Origin of the sequence: Methanobrevibacter millerae, from assembly GCF_001477655.1 — an archaeon.
Classification (GTDB): Archaea; Methanobacteriota; Methanobacteria; order Methanobacteriales; family Methanobacteriaceae; genus Methanocatella; species Methanocatella millerae_A.
The window spans coordinates 746,971-761,119 of record NZ_CP011266.1 but is presented as its reverse complement, the minus strand read 5'-3'; the positions used below and the strand labels follow the sequence as shown (position 1 = coordinate 761,119).

General features: G+C 30.0%; 16 protein-coding genes. 6 read left to right on the top strand and 10 right to left on the bottom strand.

Annotation, left to right across the window (positions count from 1 at the left end; genetic code table 11):
- Nucleotides 1-127: 127 nt before the first annotated feature.
- Both SM9_RS03195 and SM9_RS03190 read right to left on the bottom strand, forming a co-directional pair.
- On the bottom strand, nucleotides 128-571 hold the full coding sequence (locus tag SM9_RS03195) for a winged helix-turn-helix transcriptional regulator (RefSeq protein ID WP_058738765.1): 444 nt from the start codon (nucleotides 569-571) through the stop codon (nucleotides 128-130).
- Between the two features lie 443 nt (nucleotides 572-1,014).
- The gene (locus SM9_RS03190) at nucleotides 1,015-1,482 is read right to left on the bottom strand and encodes a HEAT repeat domain-containing protein (protein ID WP_058738764.1); all 468 of its coding nucleotides are present in this window, start codon (nucleotides 1,480-1,482) and stop codon (nucleotides 1,015-1,017) included.
- Between the two features lie 95 nt (nucleotides 1,483-1,577).
- Here SM9_RS03190 and aksF point away from each other — a divergent pair, with 95 nt between their 5' ends.
- Nucleotides 1,578-2,570, top strand: coding sequence for a homoisocitrate dehydrogenase (aksF, locus tag SM9_RS03185; protein WP_058738763.1), 993 nt, complete (start codon nucleotides 1,578-1,580; stop codon nucleotides 2,568-2,570).
- Entirely contained in the window at nucleotides 2,571-4,040 is a 1,470-nt protein-coding gene (locus SM9_RS03180; protein ID WP_058738762.1) for a class I adenylate-forming enzyme family protein, read from the top strand.
- 295 nt (nucleotides 4,041-4,335) lie between these two features.
- On the opposite strand, the gene argB is transcribed toward SM9_RS03180, so the two are convergent.
- Nucleotides 4,336-5,205 carry an acetylglutamate kinase gene (gene argB / locus SM9_RS03175; RefSeq protein WP_058738761.1) on the bottom strand — a complete coding sequence of 290 codons (870 nt, stop codon included), beginning with the start codon at nucleotides 5,203-5,205 and terminating at the stop codon, nucleotides 4,336-4,338.
- 165 nt (nucleotides 5,206-5,370) lie between these two features.
- On the opposite strand from argB, the gene SM9_RS03170 reads away from it, so the two are divergent.
- Complete coding sequence (locus tag SM9_RS03170) at nucleotides 5,371-6,048, top strand: reductive dehalogenase domain-containing protein (RefSeq protein ID WP_058738760.1); 678 nt, start codon at nucleotides 5,371-5,373, stop codon at nucleotides 6,046-6,048.
- 13 nt (nucleotides 6,049-6,061) lie between these two features.
- Here the strand turns inward: SM9_RS03170 and SM9_RS03165 are convergent, their stop codons facing one another.
- The 3 genes from SM9_RS03165 to SM9_RS03155 form a co-directional block, all read right to left on the bottom strand.
- Nucleotides 6,062-6,310 (bottom strand): hypothetical protein, encoded by a 249-nt coding sequence (locus SM9_RS03165; RefSeq protein ID WP_058738759.1) that lies wholly within the window; start codon nucleotides 6,308-6,310, stop codon nucleotides 6,062-6,064.
- Nucleotides 6,311-6,388: 78 nt separating this feature from the next.
- Nucleotides 6,389-6,979: a DUF998 domain-containing protein gene (locus SM9_RS03160; RefSeq protein WP_058738758.1), complete on the bottom strand. Its 591-nt coding sequence runs from the start codon at nucleotides 6,977-6,979 to the stop codon at nucleotides 6,389-6,391.
- A gap of 3 nt (nucleotides 6,980-6,982) precedes the next feature.
- Entirely contained in the window at nucleotides 6,983-7,861 is an 879-nt protein-coding gene (locus SM9_RS03155) for an SAP domain-containing protein (RefSeq protein ID WP_058738757.1), read from the bottom strand.
- 310 nt (nucleotides 7,862-8,171) lie between these two features.
- Between SM9_RS03155 and SM9_RS03150 the strand changes: the two genes are divergently transcribed.
- From SM9_RS03150 to SM9_RS03140, 3 genes are all read left to right on the top strand, one after another.
- Nucleotides 8,172-8,714, top strand: a complete 543-nt coding sequence (locus SM9_RS03150; protein ID WP_058738756.1) for a hypothetical protein — start codon at nucleotides 8,172-8,174, stop codon at nucleotides 8,712-8,714.
- Entirely contained in the window at nucleotides 8,711-9,097 is a 387-nt protein-coding gene (locus tag SM9_RS03145) for a hypothetical protein (protein ID WP_058738755.1), read from the top strand. The genes SM9_RS03150 and SM9_RS03145 overlap by 4 nt, the downstream gene beginning before the upstream one ends.
- A gap of 496 nt (nucleotides 9,098-9,593) precedes the next feature.
- Nucleotides 9,594-10,121: a hypothetical protein gene (locus tag SM9_RS03140; protein ID WP_058738754.1), complete on the top strand. Its 528-nt coding sequence runs from the start codon at nucleotides 9,594-9,596 to the stop codon at nucleotides 10,119-10,121.
- Nucleotide 10,122: 1 nt separating this feature from the next.
- Here the strand turns inward: SM9_RS03140 and SM9_RS03135 are convergent, their stop codons facing one another.
- The 4 genes from SM9_RS03135 to argJ form a co-directional block, all read right to left on the bottom strand.
- Nucleotides 10,123-11,139 carry an alcohol dehydrogenase catalytic domain-containing protein gene (locus SM9_RS03135; protein WP_058738753.1) on the bottom strand — a complete coding sequence of 339 codons (1,017 nt, stop codon included), beginning with the start codon at nucleotides 11,137-11,139 and terminating at the stop codon, nucleotides 10,123-10,125.
- 1 nt (nucleotide 11,140) lies between these two features.
- Nucleotides 11,141-11,845: an IspD/TarI family cytidylyltransferase gene (locus tag SM9_RS03130; RefSeq protein ID WP_058738752.1), complete on the bottom strand. Its 705-nt coding sequence runs from the start codon at nucleotides 11,843-11,845 to the stop codon at nucleotides 11,141-11,143.
- Between the two features lie 5 nt (nucleotides 11,846-11,850).
- Nucleotides 11,851-12,453, bottom strand: a complete 603-nt coding sequence (locus SM9_RS03125; protein ID WP_058738751.1) for a class I SAM-dependent methyltransferase — start codon at nucleotides 12,451-12,453, stop codon at nucleotides 11,851-11,853.
- A 470-nt stretch (nucleotides 12,454-12,923) separates the two neighbouring features.
- Entirely contained in the window at nucleotides 12,924-14,147 is a 1,224-nt protein-coding gene (gene argJ, locus SM9_RS03120; protein WP_083495819.1) for a bifunctional ornithine acetyltransferase/N-acetylglutamate synthase, read from the bottom strand.
- Nucleotides 14,148-14,149: the final 2 nt, after the last annotated feature.

The window sequence follows — 14,149 nt, the reverse complement described above, 5'->3', positions numbered from 1 at the left end:
GGAATTGATTGAAAAGTTAAATCTGCCATACAATACCTATTTCTTTGGACATCACAATAACAATCTAGCACCCGTGAGTGGTTATTTTTCCGACAAAGAGGAATTGATTAGTGATTTTGAATATAAACTAAGGGAAATACCTCAAAATGTATTGGAAAGTAAAATTAAAAGAGAATACATATAAATCCAAAATATCCTTATATCCTTTTTTTATTTCATTTTTATAATCATCAGTTCTTAAATCAGATTCCAATTCATATAATCCGAAAACAACCATTTCATATAAAATTTTATTCATTTTCTTTCCTTTATCTGTAAGATAATATTCAGTATTTCTTTTGCCATCATCTTCAATGACTTTTTTGTAAATCAAACCCTTACTTTCAAGATATTTCAAGTTATCTGATAATACAACATTACTCAATTCAGGTTTGTCTTGTTTAAATTCATTAAAATGCTTTTTACCTGCAAACAAATCTTTCATAATGCCAAAAATCCATTTCCTACTTAACAAATCATTGACACTATTGATAGGACATGCATCATAATTATAAATTACACTATTAGTCATTATAGTACTTTACCAAATTATTATGTTGGATTTGGTAAAAATTCTTGGGCTGTTACACTTCTAGTAGTATAAGGATTACCAAGCTATCCCCGGATTACTTTCCGGTTTGTTAATTTAATTAACAATTATACTTAAGTAATATAAATATAAGTAATTTTATGATTAATATAAATCATATTACTTTATATATTTTGTTTTTTTCAGAGCAATTTTTCAATATGAAATCAATTTCAATAAAAATCATTTATCAAAAAAATTAAGTAAATAACTATAATAAATAATATATAACATCATATTATATAATATTATCATTTTAAGTAACTTCAAACTAACCAAAACAACATATATAAGCATTTAAATAAAATTAAAAGACTATTAAAACTTATTTTTAAAAAATATACATTAATAAAAATATTTATAAAAAAATAGAAAAAAGAAAAGATTTAAGCTTTTCTTTGAATGGTAGCTATTGCACTTTGAGCACCAGATTTTACATAACCGCTTTCATCGTCAAGTAATTTTTCAAGTGCTGGAATAGCTTTTTCATCATTTAAGTTACCTAAAGCCCAAGCTGCTGCTCCTCTAACTCTCCAATCAGGATTATCCAATACTTCAATCAAAGGATCAACTGCTGCAGGACCCATACGACTTAAAGCAGTAGAAGCCTCTCTTCTGACCAATTTATTATTATCACTTAAAGTTAAGATTAATGGCTTGATAGCTTTTTCATCCCCAATAGCCCCTAATAAATTAGCAGCATGTAAACGAATGTTTTTCTTTCTGTTTGATAAAGCAGAAATTAATGGATCGACGGCTTCATCACCTTTAAGCTCTAATGCACCAATTGCATCTTCAACAACAAAATCATCTTTGTCATTTAACTTTTCAATTAATTCATCTATTTCAGACATATTATCCCTCAAAATAACAATTATTAAATAAATATATCTTTATAATTATATGTATAAAAGTATTTTGATAATATGCGAACAAAAAAAGTGAAATCATGTATGATATTGCAATAATAAGTGGAGATGGAATTGGTAAAGAAGTTATGGAATCTGCGGAATTTTTACTGGACAAACTAGATTTAAATTTTAATTTTAAATATGGTGAAGCAGGTTTTGAATGTTTTAATAAAAATGGAACCACATTACCTGAAGAAACAGTTAAAATAGCAAAATCCTGTGATGCTACATTATTCGGTGCATCAACTTCAACACCAGGTCAACCAAGCCCAATAATAAATCTAAGAAAAAAACTTAATGCATATGCTAATTTAAGACCAATAAAATCATACAAAGGCGTTAAATCCATCAAAGACAATATTGACTTTATAATTGTACGTGAAAATACTGAAGGATTATATAGCCAAATCGAATATGGTGATGACAGCCAAGTAATAGCTGAAAGAGTCATAACCAGAAAAGCAAGTGAAAAAATATCCGATATTGCTTTTAAATTAGCCAAAAGGCGAAACAAACAAAAAAAAGTTACATGTGTTCATAAAAGCAATGTATTGAAAAAGACTGATGGTGTATTTAAAGAATCATTTTACAATATTGCAAAAAAGTATCCTGAAGTAAAAACAGAAGACTTTTATGTTGATGCAACTGCAATGTATCTCATCACGAATCCTCAAAACTTTGATGTTATTGTATCCACCAACTTATTTGGAGACATATTGTCTGATGAAAGTGCAGGATTAGTTGGAGGATTAGGTCTTGCGCCTTCAGGAAACCTTGGTGATGAAAATGCTTTATTTGAACCAGTGCATGGCTCAGCACCAGATATTGCAGGAAAAGGAATTGCAAACCCCTGTTCAATGATATTATCAACTGCAATGATGTTGGATTATTTGGGGGAAAAAGAAACTGCATTAAAAATAAATAAAGCTGTTGAGAACATAGTTGCCAAAGGGAAAGTATTGACCCCCGATTTAGGTGGTAAAGCCAAAACCATTGAAATGACTGAAGCTATTTTAAAAGAGGTGATTTAGTTGTTAAACATTACCACATTTTTAGATGCAAATTCACAAAGATTAGATAAAAAAGTCTTATTCAATCCTAAAACTGGAGAAAAATATACTTCTAGAGAAATATTATCAATAGTGTCTGAAATTGGGCGTAATCTAAAAGCGCTGGAGATTCATAAAGGAGATAGAATAATTATTTATTTAAATAATTCATGTGAATATCTATTTTCACTTTTTGCAGTATGGAGAATTGGTGCAATAGCCATTCCAACAAACAGAGTATTTACTGCATCCGAATTAGAATATATAATTACTGATTCACAGGCAAAATTAATGATTACAGACGATGATGCAAAAGATTTAATTGATATCAATACATATATTCCACAAAATCTGAATGATTTTAAAGATTGTGAAGTATTGGATGCCCGCGATACTGATTGGGATGATTTATGCCAATTACAATATACTTCAGGCACAACAGGAAAGCCAAAAGGTGCAATGTTAACTCATGGAAACTATTTTACTGCAATACACAATGAATGTGATGTTTTAACCTTAAAACAGGACGATGTATTTTTAGGAATTTATCCTATGGCCCACGTTGGTCTTTCATGGGCAATAGCCGCATTAAGAGCAGCAGCGTATTATATACTAATAGAACAGTTTAATTTTGATGAATACATAGAGTTATGTGAAAAAGAAAAAGTAACTGTTTTAACAGGAATGCCTCCAGTAATCCATTCACTTACAACAATGGATAAATCAAAAGAATTAACAAGTGTCCGTGAAATCATAAGCGGAGGCGGACCTTTGCACAAAAAAATATGGAAAGAATTCCATGAAACATACCAAATCCCAATCATCAATGCTTACGGATTGTCAGAAAGTATCGTTATCGGAACAGGAACTGTAATAAGGCCGGAAGATTATCGTGAAGCAGATAGATTTGAAAGTGTAGGCCATCCAGTTTGTTTTTCTGAAGTGAAAATTGTTGATGAAATTGACCCGACAAAAACTTTAGAAAAATATGAACAAGGCGAAATTGCATTAAGAGGTCCTGCAATTGCAAAAGGATATTGGAGAAGAGAAAAACAAACTATTGAATCATTTTTAGATGATGGTTGGTTTTTAACAGGAGATATAGGGTATTTGGATGAAGATAACCGTTTATTCATTACTGACCGTAAAAAAGACATGATAGTGATGAGCGGATGGAAAATTTATCCAACAGAAGTTGAAGAAGTATTAATAAAATATCCTAAACTAAAGGAAATAGCTATTTTCAGTATTGATGATATTCACAGGGGAGAAATGCCAGTAGCTGCAGTAGTATGGAAAGATAAACCTGACCATGAAGGTTTAATCAATTATGCCCGTGAAAATTTATCTCGATATAAAGTACCTCGTAAAATTTACGATTTAGATGAGCTTCCAAGAGTAAATGGTTGGAAATTACTCAGAAGAGAATTAAGAAAACAATTTCAGAAATAAATAAAGTTAGAAATTAATCTAACTTTAAATATTTTGTTGTATTACACTTAGTATATATCATTAAAATTTCAACCACCAAATACATCAGCCATGACCTAAAGGCAAAAATTATCCAAGTAAAATCTAGAAAAACTTATTTTTTTATATTTTGAAAGTAATACAACATTCAATATGATTTTATATAGATAATAAAACCTTCAAATTAAATGTTAAATTACCATATATTTAAATTAGATAGAAATCAATACAGTAAAAAAAAGATTAAAAGGGAAAATTATCCCAATCAACAAAAATTCTATTCAAAAATCATTGTACCGATACCATTTGTAGTAAAGATTTCATACAACATTGCATGCTCCTTACGTCCGTCAATGATATGGCAAGATTTTACACCATTTTCAATAGCTTTGACACAGGTTTCGATTTTAGGAATCATTCCACCGGAAATAATGCCCTCTTCAATTAATTGAGGTATTTCACTGATTCTGATTTTTTGAATTAATGTGCTAGGATCTGAAGGGTCTCTTAAGACACCAGGAACATCAGTTAAAATAATTAACTTTTCAGCACCCACAGAACTTGCAACTTCACCTGCAGCAGTATCTGCATTTAAGTTAAGGCTAGTTCCATCTTCTGCAATACCAATTGGAGATATAACAGGAATATAATTATTATCTACTAACATTTCAAGCAAATCAGAGTTAATTTGGTCAACTTCACCAACCAAACCTAAATCAACCTCTTCTTCAATACCCTCGATTTTACTTGATCCTTTTTTATGAGCATAAATCAAACTGGAATCCTTACCTGATAAACTTATTGCATCACCATCATGCTTGATTAATTCTGAAACAATTTCAGTACTTATTTTACCCGCAAGCACCATTTCAATAATTTCCATTGTTTCTTCATCAGTTACTCTTAAACCTTGGATAAATTTTGGTTCTTTTCCTAACTTATCCATAGAACGGGAGATTTCCGGACCTCCACCATGAACAATGAGCGGTTTCATCCCAACATACTTAAGCAATACTGTATCACGGGCGGTGGAAGTCATTGCCTCATCATCAATCATAGCATGTCCACCATATTTGATTAAAATCTTTTTATTATGAAACTTTTTAATGTAAGGTAAAGCTTCAATCAATACATCAATTTCATTCATATTATCACTACATTAAATATTAAATTTAATTATTTATAAGCGTTTACATCACCATACATTTTCAAAGTGATTAAATTAAAAAAATGAACAACATATTATATCCTTCCTAAAAATGTGCAATAAAAGTGATAAGTTTATATGATTACTCAAATATAAAAAGATATTATGTCTGAAATGAATAATCTTAAAGATTACCTTATCAAGTTGGGAACAAGTAAAGTTGGATTCGCGAATGTTGAAGGTCTTGCAAGTGAATTCACAAGTCTACCCAATGGAATTAGCCTTGTTTTAAAACTCCCAAAGCAAGCAATGTATTTCTTAAACGAAGAAGATTATAAATCATATTGGAAATGTTTTCACGACCAAATTGGAAAATTGACCAAAATCGCCATGAACGGAGAAGAATACATTAAAAATCTTGGTTATGATGCATTTGCATTGACAATGACACGAAATGAATGTGATATGGAAAAATTACTAAGCATTTTGCCATATAAAACAATAGCTACAAAATCAGGACTTGGATGGATTGGAAGGTCTGCATTATTCGTTACCCCAGAATACGGTTCAGCAGTTGCACTTGGAGCAATATTGACTGATATGCCTGTTGAATTTGGAAACCCCATTACCGATTCAGAATGTGATGACTGCACTAACTGTCAAGATGCATGCCCCGTTAATGCAATAAATCCCCAAAAATGGAATGACCGTTTAAATAGGGAAGACATTATTGATATTGAAACCTGCAAAGACTACATTATTGATCAATACAAGGCGGGGTTAGGCTGTACAAAATGCATGAGTGAATGTAAGCTCACACAAGAATATTTAAAAAAAGAATAATTAAAATGAGCAGTTAAATACCCATTTTAAATTTGAATCTGTATTCCTGATTTACAATTTCCATTCCTTCAAAGGATCCTTTTAAAATGTCTGCAACTTTTTGTAAGTCTTCAGCAGTTATTTGACTACCGTTAGCTATTGATGAGAAAAATGTGATTTCATCATCTGTTATAAGGTAGTTTAAAAGTTTTGTATTTTCCTTTTGATATTTTTCTACAATTGCTAAAATTTCTTCTTCGATAGCTTTATCAAGGTTTACCATAATATCACCTTTAAGTTTTAGTTAAATTAAGTAGTATATAAAGTTTTATATTTTGAATCAGTATAATTCCAAAATTGCTTAATTTTCCCTAATTAAATAAATACCTGTAATAAAAGACCAAACAATCAATGTATAAACGGATAATCTTTCAAATATAGGCATATAATCATTACCCATAATAAAAAACATTATCCAAAATACAATAATACCAATCATACCTAAAGTAAAGGTAATTTTTTGATAATATTGAAATTCACCCATTGATTTAGAAATAAAAACAAGCAAGATATTTCCACCCAAGATTGCCATTACCGCACCCAATGTGTGATATCCAGAAGTTAAAGGATTTCCACCATGAATGAAACCAACAATAATAACTCCAATTGATGTTATCAAAGTAAAAATATAAAAAATAGTCTTGTTTTTAATAATATAATCCTTCAATCTATAAAAATTTCCAAATATTAAAGTCAAGCCGATTAAAATAAATGCAGAGTTCATCAGCCAGAATAAAGGGGAATTTGCATTTGGAATCCCCAACTCAGAAATGGTATGGAACACATAAGTATTGATTAATGAAGCTTTAAAAAAAGTTGCAGAAATAGCTTCAGCAATTAAATAGTATAAACTACCAATGATAAATAAAATTCCGGCAACTTTAGTTTTCATAATCTAAATTCCATATTTTTTATTAAAGTATTTTTCTCTTAAATCGAAGTTTAACTCTTCAATGTCTGCACCAGAAAGCGCTTTTTGTAAAAATTTATAAGAAGTCTTTTTAGGCACAGTAATAGATTTGATGTGTGATTTTGCCCAGATTTGATCAAACCTTTTCTTCAAACTGCCAAAATTAAATCGTTCAGTAACATTTTTTAAATTGATTACATTTGCTGCATTAATAATATCATATGACGCATAAGTTTGTGCATCCAAATCCATAATCGGATTCAATCCTAAGATAAATCTTTGCAAGTCATAGTCAAGGAATGATTCATAATCGCCATCATATGCATAAACATGAGCTTTTGCAGACAATGCATCAATAAATACTAAAAATTGATTTGACATTAATGCTCTTGAGATGATTTCATCACAGAATTTTAAAGCAGTCTGAACATCATCTTCAGCTGATGCCTTAACATAGGTTTCATAGTCATCAAATCTGAATGCAACAAGTGCAAACATGTATAAATCTATCCATTGATTTTCTTCAATGAATTCCTTTGCCTTTTCAGTTAACTCATAATCTCCGGAACTTTCACCTAAAACAGGCAATAATCTTTCAACAAGCTCTTGTTTTTTACCTGAAACTTTTAAACCATTTTCCTTTAATAATTCTTTTAATTGAGCTACAGTATATTTTTTAGAAATGCTTTCAGCACTAATAGTTTCCCCTTCACCAGAAAGATAGCCATTTTCAACTAAATAATTGATGCAATCTTCAGCTGATGGAAAAGTTCCAAAATTTCCCTCTTTTAAAATATCTTCAAGTTCATAACCACTATTCAAAAAATTCAAAACATTAAATATCTCTAGTTTTTGTTCACTCACTTAAACACCTTTTTACTTTTAAGTATAATACTATATTATATTCTAAGTTACTTTAATACTTTCTTTTATATCATGGAATTTAATGAATCATAGAAAAATCAACACCCTCCAAAAATATGAATTTTAAAGAGGTATGATAATTTTTTAATTATTAAATAAAAAAATTTACCTCCACAAAATAATATTCATATGAACTTATTTTATTGTATTACGATAGAATATTGTATAAAATCATACTATACTAATTTATAAACTTTAAAATTTAATATAACTAACTATAAAATAATTTAATCAAAAAAGGTGAAAAATAATGTGTGAAATAAATTATGATGAAACAGCATATACTCTGATAGAAAATGTCTTTGGGGACTACAGAGAAATTGTTGGAAAAGCATCTGATGAAATACAAAAAATCGCGAAAAAACATGAAATTCCCGGTACGATATACAAGACAAGAAATAATGAATTCATTTCATTATCGATGACAAAAAATGACTTTGGAAATAAAGAATTGGATCAATATCAAAGATATGGAGAGGAATTATATAAAAAAAGCAAAAAAGAAATCAGCATTTATATCTTAGGCTCACCCCATGTTAAATTAAAAGTAACAAAAGAAATAGAATCAACTGCCCCAATAACAATAAATTTATCACTAATTGAGTATTCAAGTGCATACGATACCCTAAGACATATCCAGAGTCTAGTTGAAAATCATGAGAAATTGGACAATGAAGATTTGAATGCATTGAAAATGATACCATATATGGGGCCTCCTGAAGACAAACGAAACTTAAGAGTCGAATGCCTAAACTTATGGAAAAAAATTATAAATAAAGGACTGATAAAATGAATGAACCTGAAATAGAATTAATTAGAAAAGCATTTAAGGATAATCGAACAATTGTTGAAAAAACACCCGAAGAGATAAGAAAAGTAGATAGCAAATATTATCAAGGAGGATCGGTTTACACATTGTCTGATGGAGAATTCATTGATTTGGAAATTCAGGAAAGAGACTATGACGTGGAAGATCATATTAATTATATCGAATTTGCAGAGGCATTATATGAAAAAACCAAAAAGAAGGTTAATGTGTATGTCTACTGTGCACCATCAATTAAAATAAATATACGGCTCTATGAAATACCATCTGAAGCCGATTTCAAAATCAGATTAGCACAATTAAAAAATTCTTCAAGAATAGAGAGAATAAAATCAAAAATAATTAAATAAATTTAAAATCATGTTAGAAATGGAAATGGTTAGTGTTGGTGCGTGTTTATCCAAGCCAAAAAGGAGTTAAAATAAAAATGATACAAAAAACAAAACAACTATTTTCTTCTAACATGATTTTCGTGTTTTTACGTGTTCGAAGTCAAACAAGTTATAAGTGATACTATGTACAATATTTTAGTGTTTTTTCTAAAAGGTGTAATATGAGTATTGAATATGCTTTTAAACTATTTTTGCCTCACCCCCAATTATCACAAATGTGTCTTAACCACACCATAAACACATTGTGTAATAATATGTTGTGTTTAAGTAGTATATAAATTTTTGGAATAACAGAACCAGAACATTAAAAAATACCTCAAAAAATTAATATTATATTATCTATTAAATTTTCATATAACTGATTAAAATTGCTTTAATAAGAAACTTAACAATTTATAAAGTATTAAAAACCATATTAAATAATACAAATTATTTAAATAGAGGTTAGATTTAAATGAACGAAGAAAATATGCAAAAAGAAATCATAATAATAAAAGAAGTATTCGATGAAGAACGAAAAATATTGGGCTTTGCTCCCCCAGAAATGACTGACATTAAAAAGAACTGTTATAAAGGAGGAGACATATTCATAACAGAAAATGGAGAACTTATCGATTTGGAATATCAAATAAATGACTTTGATGAAAATGAATTAGCAAAATACATTGAATTGGCAGAAGAACTATATAACATAAATAATGTTTCAATATCAATTTACGTATTATGTCCAGATACAGTCAAAATATTGACTCCAGAATGCACTATCCCATCAGAAGCATCATTTAATATTAAACTGGCCTGTTTTGCAGGAAGTCCCATATATGACATATTATATCACATAAAAGAAAAAATTGACAAAAATATCTGTATTAGCAATGAAGATATACATACATTATTCATGATTCCATTATACTGTCCTGAAAAAGACAGGAAAAATTTAAGAATCGAATGTTTGAGACTTTTAAACAGAGCATTAAAATAATCTAAATTTCCCATTTCAATATGGTTTTTCCAAAGTCTGAAATATAATCCCTGTCAAATGATTTTTTCAAGTCATCAATGGATTTAATTTCACAGACATTTGTAATTAATTTAGACAAGTAATCAAAAAGATTAGGATTATTTTGAAGGATGCTGACAACACCTTCGAAATCTTCCCTTTCAGATCGGCTATTTCCCTGCAATGTCAATCCCTTTTCCAACACCATACGTGTATTTATTGGTATTGGATATTCACTTACACCAAACAAGTTTATTGTTCCTTGAGGATTAATCAGATTAATAATTTGTTCAATCGCAGATTGTGAAGCAGCAGAACCAACACATTCAAATCCATGGTCTATTTTAAAACCTTCAGGAACATCATTAATCATGTAAACCTTATCTGCAAATGAAAACAGGTTTAAATTTTCCATATGCTTTCCAAAAACAACAATTTCACTATCATGACAAATCTCTTTTAAAAATAATGCAGTGATATAACCTAGATTTCCATCTCCCCAAACACCCAGCACACCACAGGATGCCTTTTTAAATTCTTTAAACTTCATTATTCCCTGATAAGCAACAGTCATTAATTCAATGAATGATGAAACCCTTAAATCAAAATTATCCGGAAGCCTAACTACCCTGTCATGATTTAAACTAACCAAATCACTTGTAAAACCATCAAATCCACTTCCTCTAAATTTAGATAAAGTAGAATAATTAGCACGATAACAATCACTGCCCATTGGAGTATTGGGAATCATGACAACATTATCTCCAGAATCGAATACAGATTTACTGTCATGAACCACTTCACCGACAGCCTCATGAATTAAAGCCATAGGCAGTTTCTGTGAGAGGACTTCGGGAGGTCTTGAACCTTGATAATACCTTTGGTCTGCCTTACATATTGACAGATAAGTCGGTCGCACAACCACACCATCCAATTCAATATTATCAATTGATTCTTCAAAGAATTTTGGATATTTCAATCTATAAATAATATTAATCATGCTAGATTTCCTTTAAAATTGTATTAGCTAATTTCAAATCATAAGGATATGTAATTTTAATATTTGTTATTTCACCATCAACCAGATATACATCTTCATTTTTAAGAACAAATATTTTACATGCATCAGTTAAAATATTGCTTTCGCTTTCAGATAAACTATTTACTAATTCAGACAACTTATTTATTTTGAAGCTTTGTGGAGTCTGACCCTGATAATAGTTATCTCTAATAGGAATATTTTTAATCAATTTAGAATCAACACTTTCCACAATAGTGTCTGTAGCTGGAACAACAGTATCGCATGCACCAAATTCTTTTGCAGCTTTTATATTATCCTCAATTATGCGGTGAGTGACAAATGGACGTACAGAATCATGAGTAACAATTATTGAATCATCATCGATATCAAAATTATCATTAATATACTCAATTGCATTTATCAATGTATCATTCCTTGTTTTTCCACCTTCCAAAACAACAAGGTTATTATTATCACCAAAATACTCTTTTATTAAATCATTTGTGTAGTTGATAAAGTTTTTTGGAGACAAAACAATAATCTTATCAAATTTAGAATTAATTGCGAACTTTTCGATTGTATGAACAATGACCGGCTTATCACCCAATGTCAAAAATTGCTTTGGAGTGTCTGTTTCACCCATTCTTGATCCAATTCCGCCTGCCAATATAGCTGCAAAAATCATTTAAATTACTCCTTTTCAAAGACAATGAAGAAATGTGATTTTCCCTGAGGAATATCTTCTCCAATCTCTTCATTTAAGTAAGTCATTTTTAGATTATGCTTTGCAAATATCTCTTCAAGTTCATCAGGAGAACTTCTTACTTGAGTTGGAGGCCCTTTAGGAACATCCCATTTTTTATAATCCATGATGGCTATCTTACCATCATCCTTAATCAAACGGGAAAATTCACTTATTGCTTCATCGACTGTTCTTGAAGCAGTGAATCCATGAAAAACATTTACCATCAAAATTACATCCAATGTTTTATCGTCAATTTCTTCAATACCTTTGGTAATATCTGCTTCAATATTAATTAAATTATCTACATTGTTTTCTAATTTATATTTTTCCATATCTTCAATTGAAGCATCATAAATATCTACTGCATAAACTTTACCGGAATCAATATATTCATCCAATAGCTTAATTGCAATATGTCCGTCACCACATCCTGCGTCCATTATAATTTCTGAACCGTTAAGATTCAATTCATCAATTATTTCATTTGAATCTAAAAAGAATTCACTTGAAAATCCATGTGCTCTATGTCCATTTGCTGGCATCTTCATATTTTCACCTAATAATAAATCTTTTAAAGATAGTATATATTTTTAGTGAAATAGTTTTCACTTCGATTGAAAAGATATTTTTATAACATCACATCTACATCAGACAATAACAGACCACAAAATCAATGACTAAAATTTATTAAATGACATGACCCCTAAATTAAAACAATAGTTGAATAAATAATAGATAAAATAATAACATATAAAATCAATTAAAATATAAGAAATTTATGATTGGTTAATGGTTAAATAAAAAAAAGTAGTTTTAAGAGGATTTATTTTTTCCAAGTTTGTTTAACTCCTCTTCCTCTTTTACTACCAGGTTTAGTATAACTTCTTTTTTGTCTTGTTCTTCTGTTAGTACCTTTAACTTTTGCCATAATCTACCCTCCTTAAAATTTTATAATTATAATATCAGAATTATTATAGAACATAAAAATATTTGTTCTTAAAGTATATATAAACTTTTCTTATGTAGTGTATTCTGCATTGATTTTAACATAATCATATGTTAAATCACAACCCCATGCAGTAGCCTCACCATCACCTAAAAACATGTTAATTTTAACAGTGACATTTTTAGACTGCATTATCTTTTCTGCACGTTCCAAATAAGTGGTTCCATCAAAAGCCAGAATTTCACCTTTGCGAACAAGGTCAACCTCATCTTCATCATCAGCGATTGCAATAGTTACAATATCTGGATTTAATTCACTGCCAGAATAACCTATGGCTGAAACAATCCTACCCCAGTTAGGATCACCACCAAATACTGCAGACTTGAATAATGGAGATGTTACAATTGCTTTAGCAGCGAGTTTCGCATCATCAAATGATTCTGCACCTTTAACATTTGCTTCAATGAATTTGGATGCGCCCTCACCATCACGAGCCATTTTTTTAGCCAAATTAATACAGATATGATTAAGACCTTCTTGGAAATTCGGGTCTATTCCACTGTCTGTTTCAACATCAACACCAGAAGATCCATTCGCCAACATCATGCAAGTATCATTGGTACTTTCATCACCATCAACAACAATCATATTAAAGCTTAAATCAGTAGCCTTAGTCAATGCTTTCTTAATAGCTTTTTGAGAGATTACTGCATCAGTCACAATAAAAGACAACATTGTTGCCATATTTGGAGCAATCATACCACTACCTTTAGTGATACCTGCAATTTTAATAACTTCACCATCAGATAAAGTAACTTCAACAGCTTCTTCTTTTGGAAAAGTATCTGTTGTCATGATAGCTTTTGCAGCTGCCAAAGAGTTTTCAGGTTTATTGTCCAATTTAGAAATAGATTCATAAGCTACCTTAGATATAATGTCCATCGGCATTTCACGACCAATAACACCCGTTGAACAAATTGCAATTTCACCCGCAGGAACTTTCAAATCTTTTGAAACAATATTCACCAATTCTTCGCAGTCTTCAATTCCTTTTTTACCAGTAAAACAATTTGCATTCCCACTATTTACTACAACAGCAGAAACAATTCCATTCTTTACAACATTTTTTGTATATGTCACTGGTGCTGCAACGACTTTATTTGTAGTGAAAACTGCTGAAGCAGTGCTGTTTGGTGCTAAAATCACCGTGACCCCATATTTACCTTCACGTGCTCCTGAAACTTTGACATTCTCAATAATGGAAAAACCACCATCAACATCCCTAATGAAATCCATTT

What these genes read in the sequence shown, in the direction of transcription:
- SM9_RS03195 (WP_058738765.1), bottom strand. Translation starts at nt 571, where the DNA reads ATGACTAATAGTGTAATTTATAATTATGATGCATGTCCTATCAATAGT.
- SM9_RS03190 (WP_058738764.1), bottom strand. Translation starts at nt 1,482, where the DNA reads ATGTCTGAAATAGATGAATTAATTGAAAAGTTAAATGACAAAGATGAT.
- aksF (WP_058738763.1), top strand. Translation starts at nt 1,578, where the DNA reads ATGTATGATATTGCAATAATAAGTGGAGATGGAATTGGTAAAGAAGTT.
- argB (WP_058738761.1), bottom strand. Translation starts at nt 5,205, where the DNA reads ATGAATGAAATTGATGTATTGATTGAAGCTTTACCTTACATTAAAAAG.
- SM9_RS03170 (WP_058738760.1), top strand. Translation starts at nt 5,371, where the DNA reads ATGTCTGAAATGAATAATCTTAAAGATTACCTTATCAAGTTGGGAACA.
- SM9_RS03165 (WP_058738759.1), bottom strand. Translation starts at nt 6,310, where the DNA reads ATGGTAAACCTTGATAAAGCTATCGAAGAAGAAATTTTAGCAATTGTA.
- SM9_RS03160 (WP_058738758.1), bottom strand. Translation starts at nt 6,979, where the DNA reads ATGAAAACTAAAGTTGCCGGAATTTTATTTATCATTGGTAGTTTATAC.
- SM9_RS03150 (WP_058738756.1), top strand. Translation starts at nt 8,172, where the DNA reads ATGTGTGAAATAAATTATGATGAAACAGCATATACTCTGATAGAAAAT.
- SM9_RS03145 (WP_058738755.1), top strand. Translation starts at nt 8,711, where the DNA reads ATGAATGAACCTGAAATAGAATTAATTAGAAAAGCATTTAAGGATAAT.
- SM9_RS03140 (WP_058738754.1), top strand. Translation starts at nt 9,594, where the DNA reads ATGAACGAAGAAAATATGCAAAAAGAAATCATAATAATAAAAGAAGTA.
- SM9_RS03135 (WP_058738753.1), bottom strand. Translation starts at nt 11,139, where the DNA reads ATGATTAATATTATTTATAGATTGAAATATCCAAAATTCTTTGAAGAA.
- SM9_RS03130 (WP_058738752.1), bottom strand. Translation starts at nt 11,845, where the DNA reads ATGATTTTTGCAGCTATATTGGCAGGCGGAATTGGATCAAGAATGGGT.
- SM9_RS03125 (WP_058738751.1), bottom strand. Translation starts at nt 12,453, where the DNA reads ATGAAGATGCCAGCAAATGGACATAGAGCACATGGATTTTCAAGTGAA.
- argJ (WP_083495819.1), bottom strand. Translation starts at nt 14,147, where the DNA reads ATGGATTTCATTAGGGATGTTGATGGTGGTTTTTCCATTATTGAGAAT.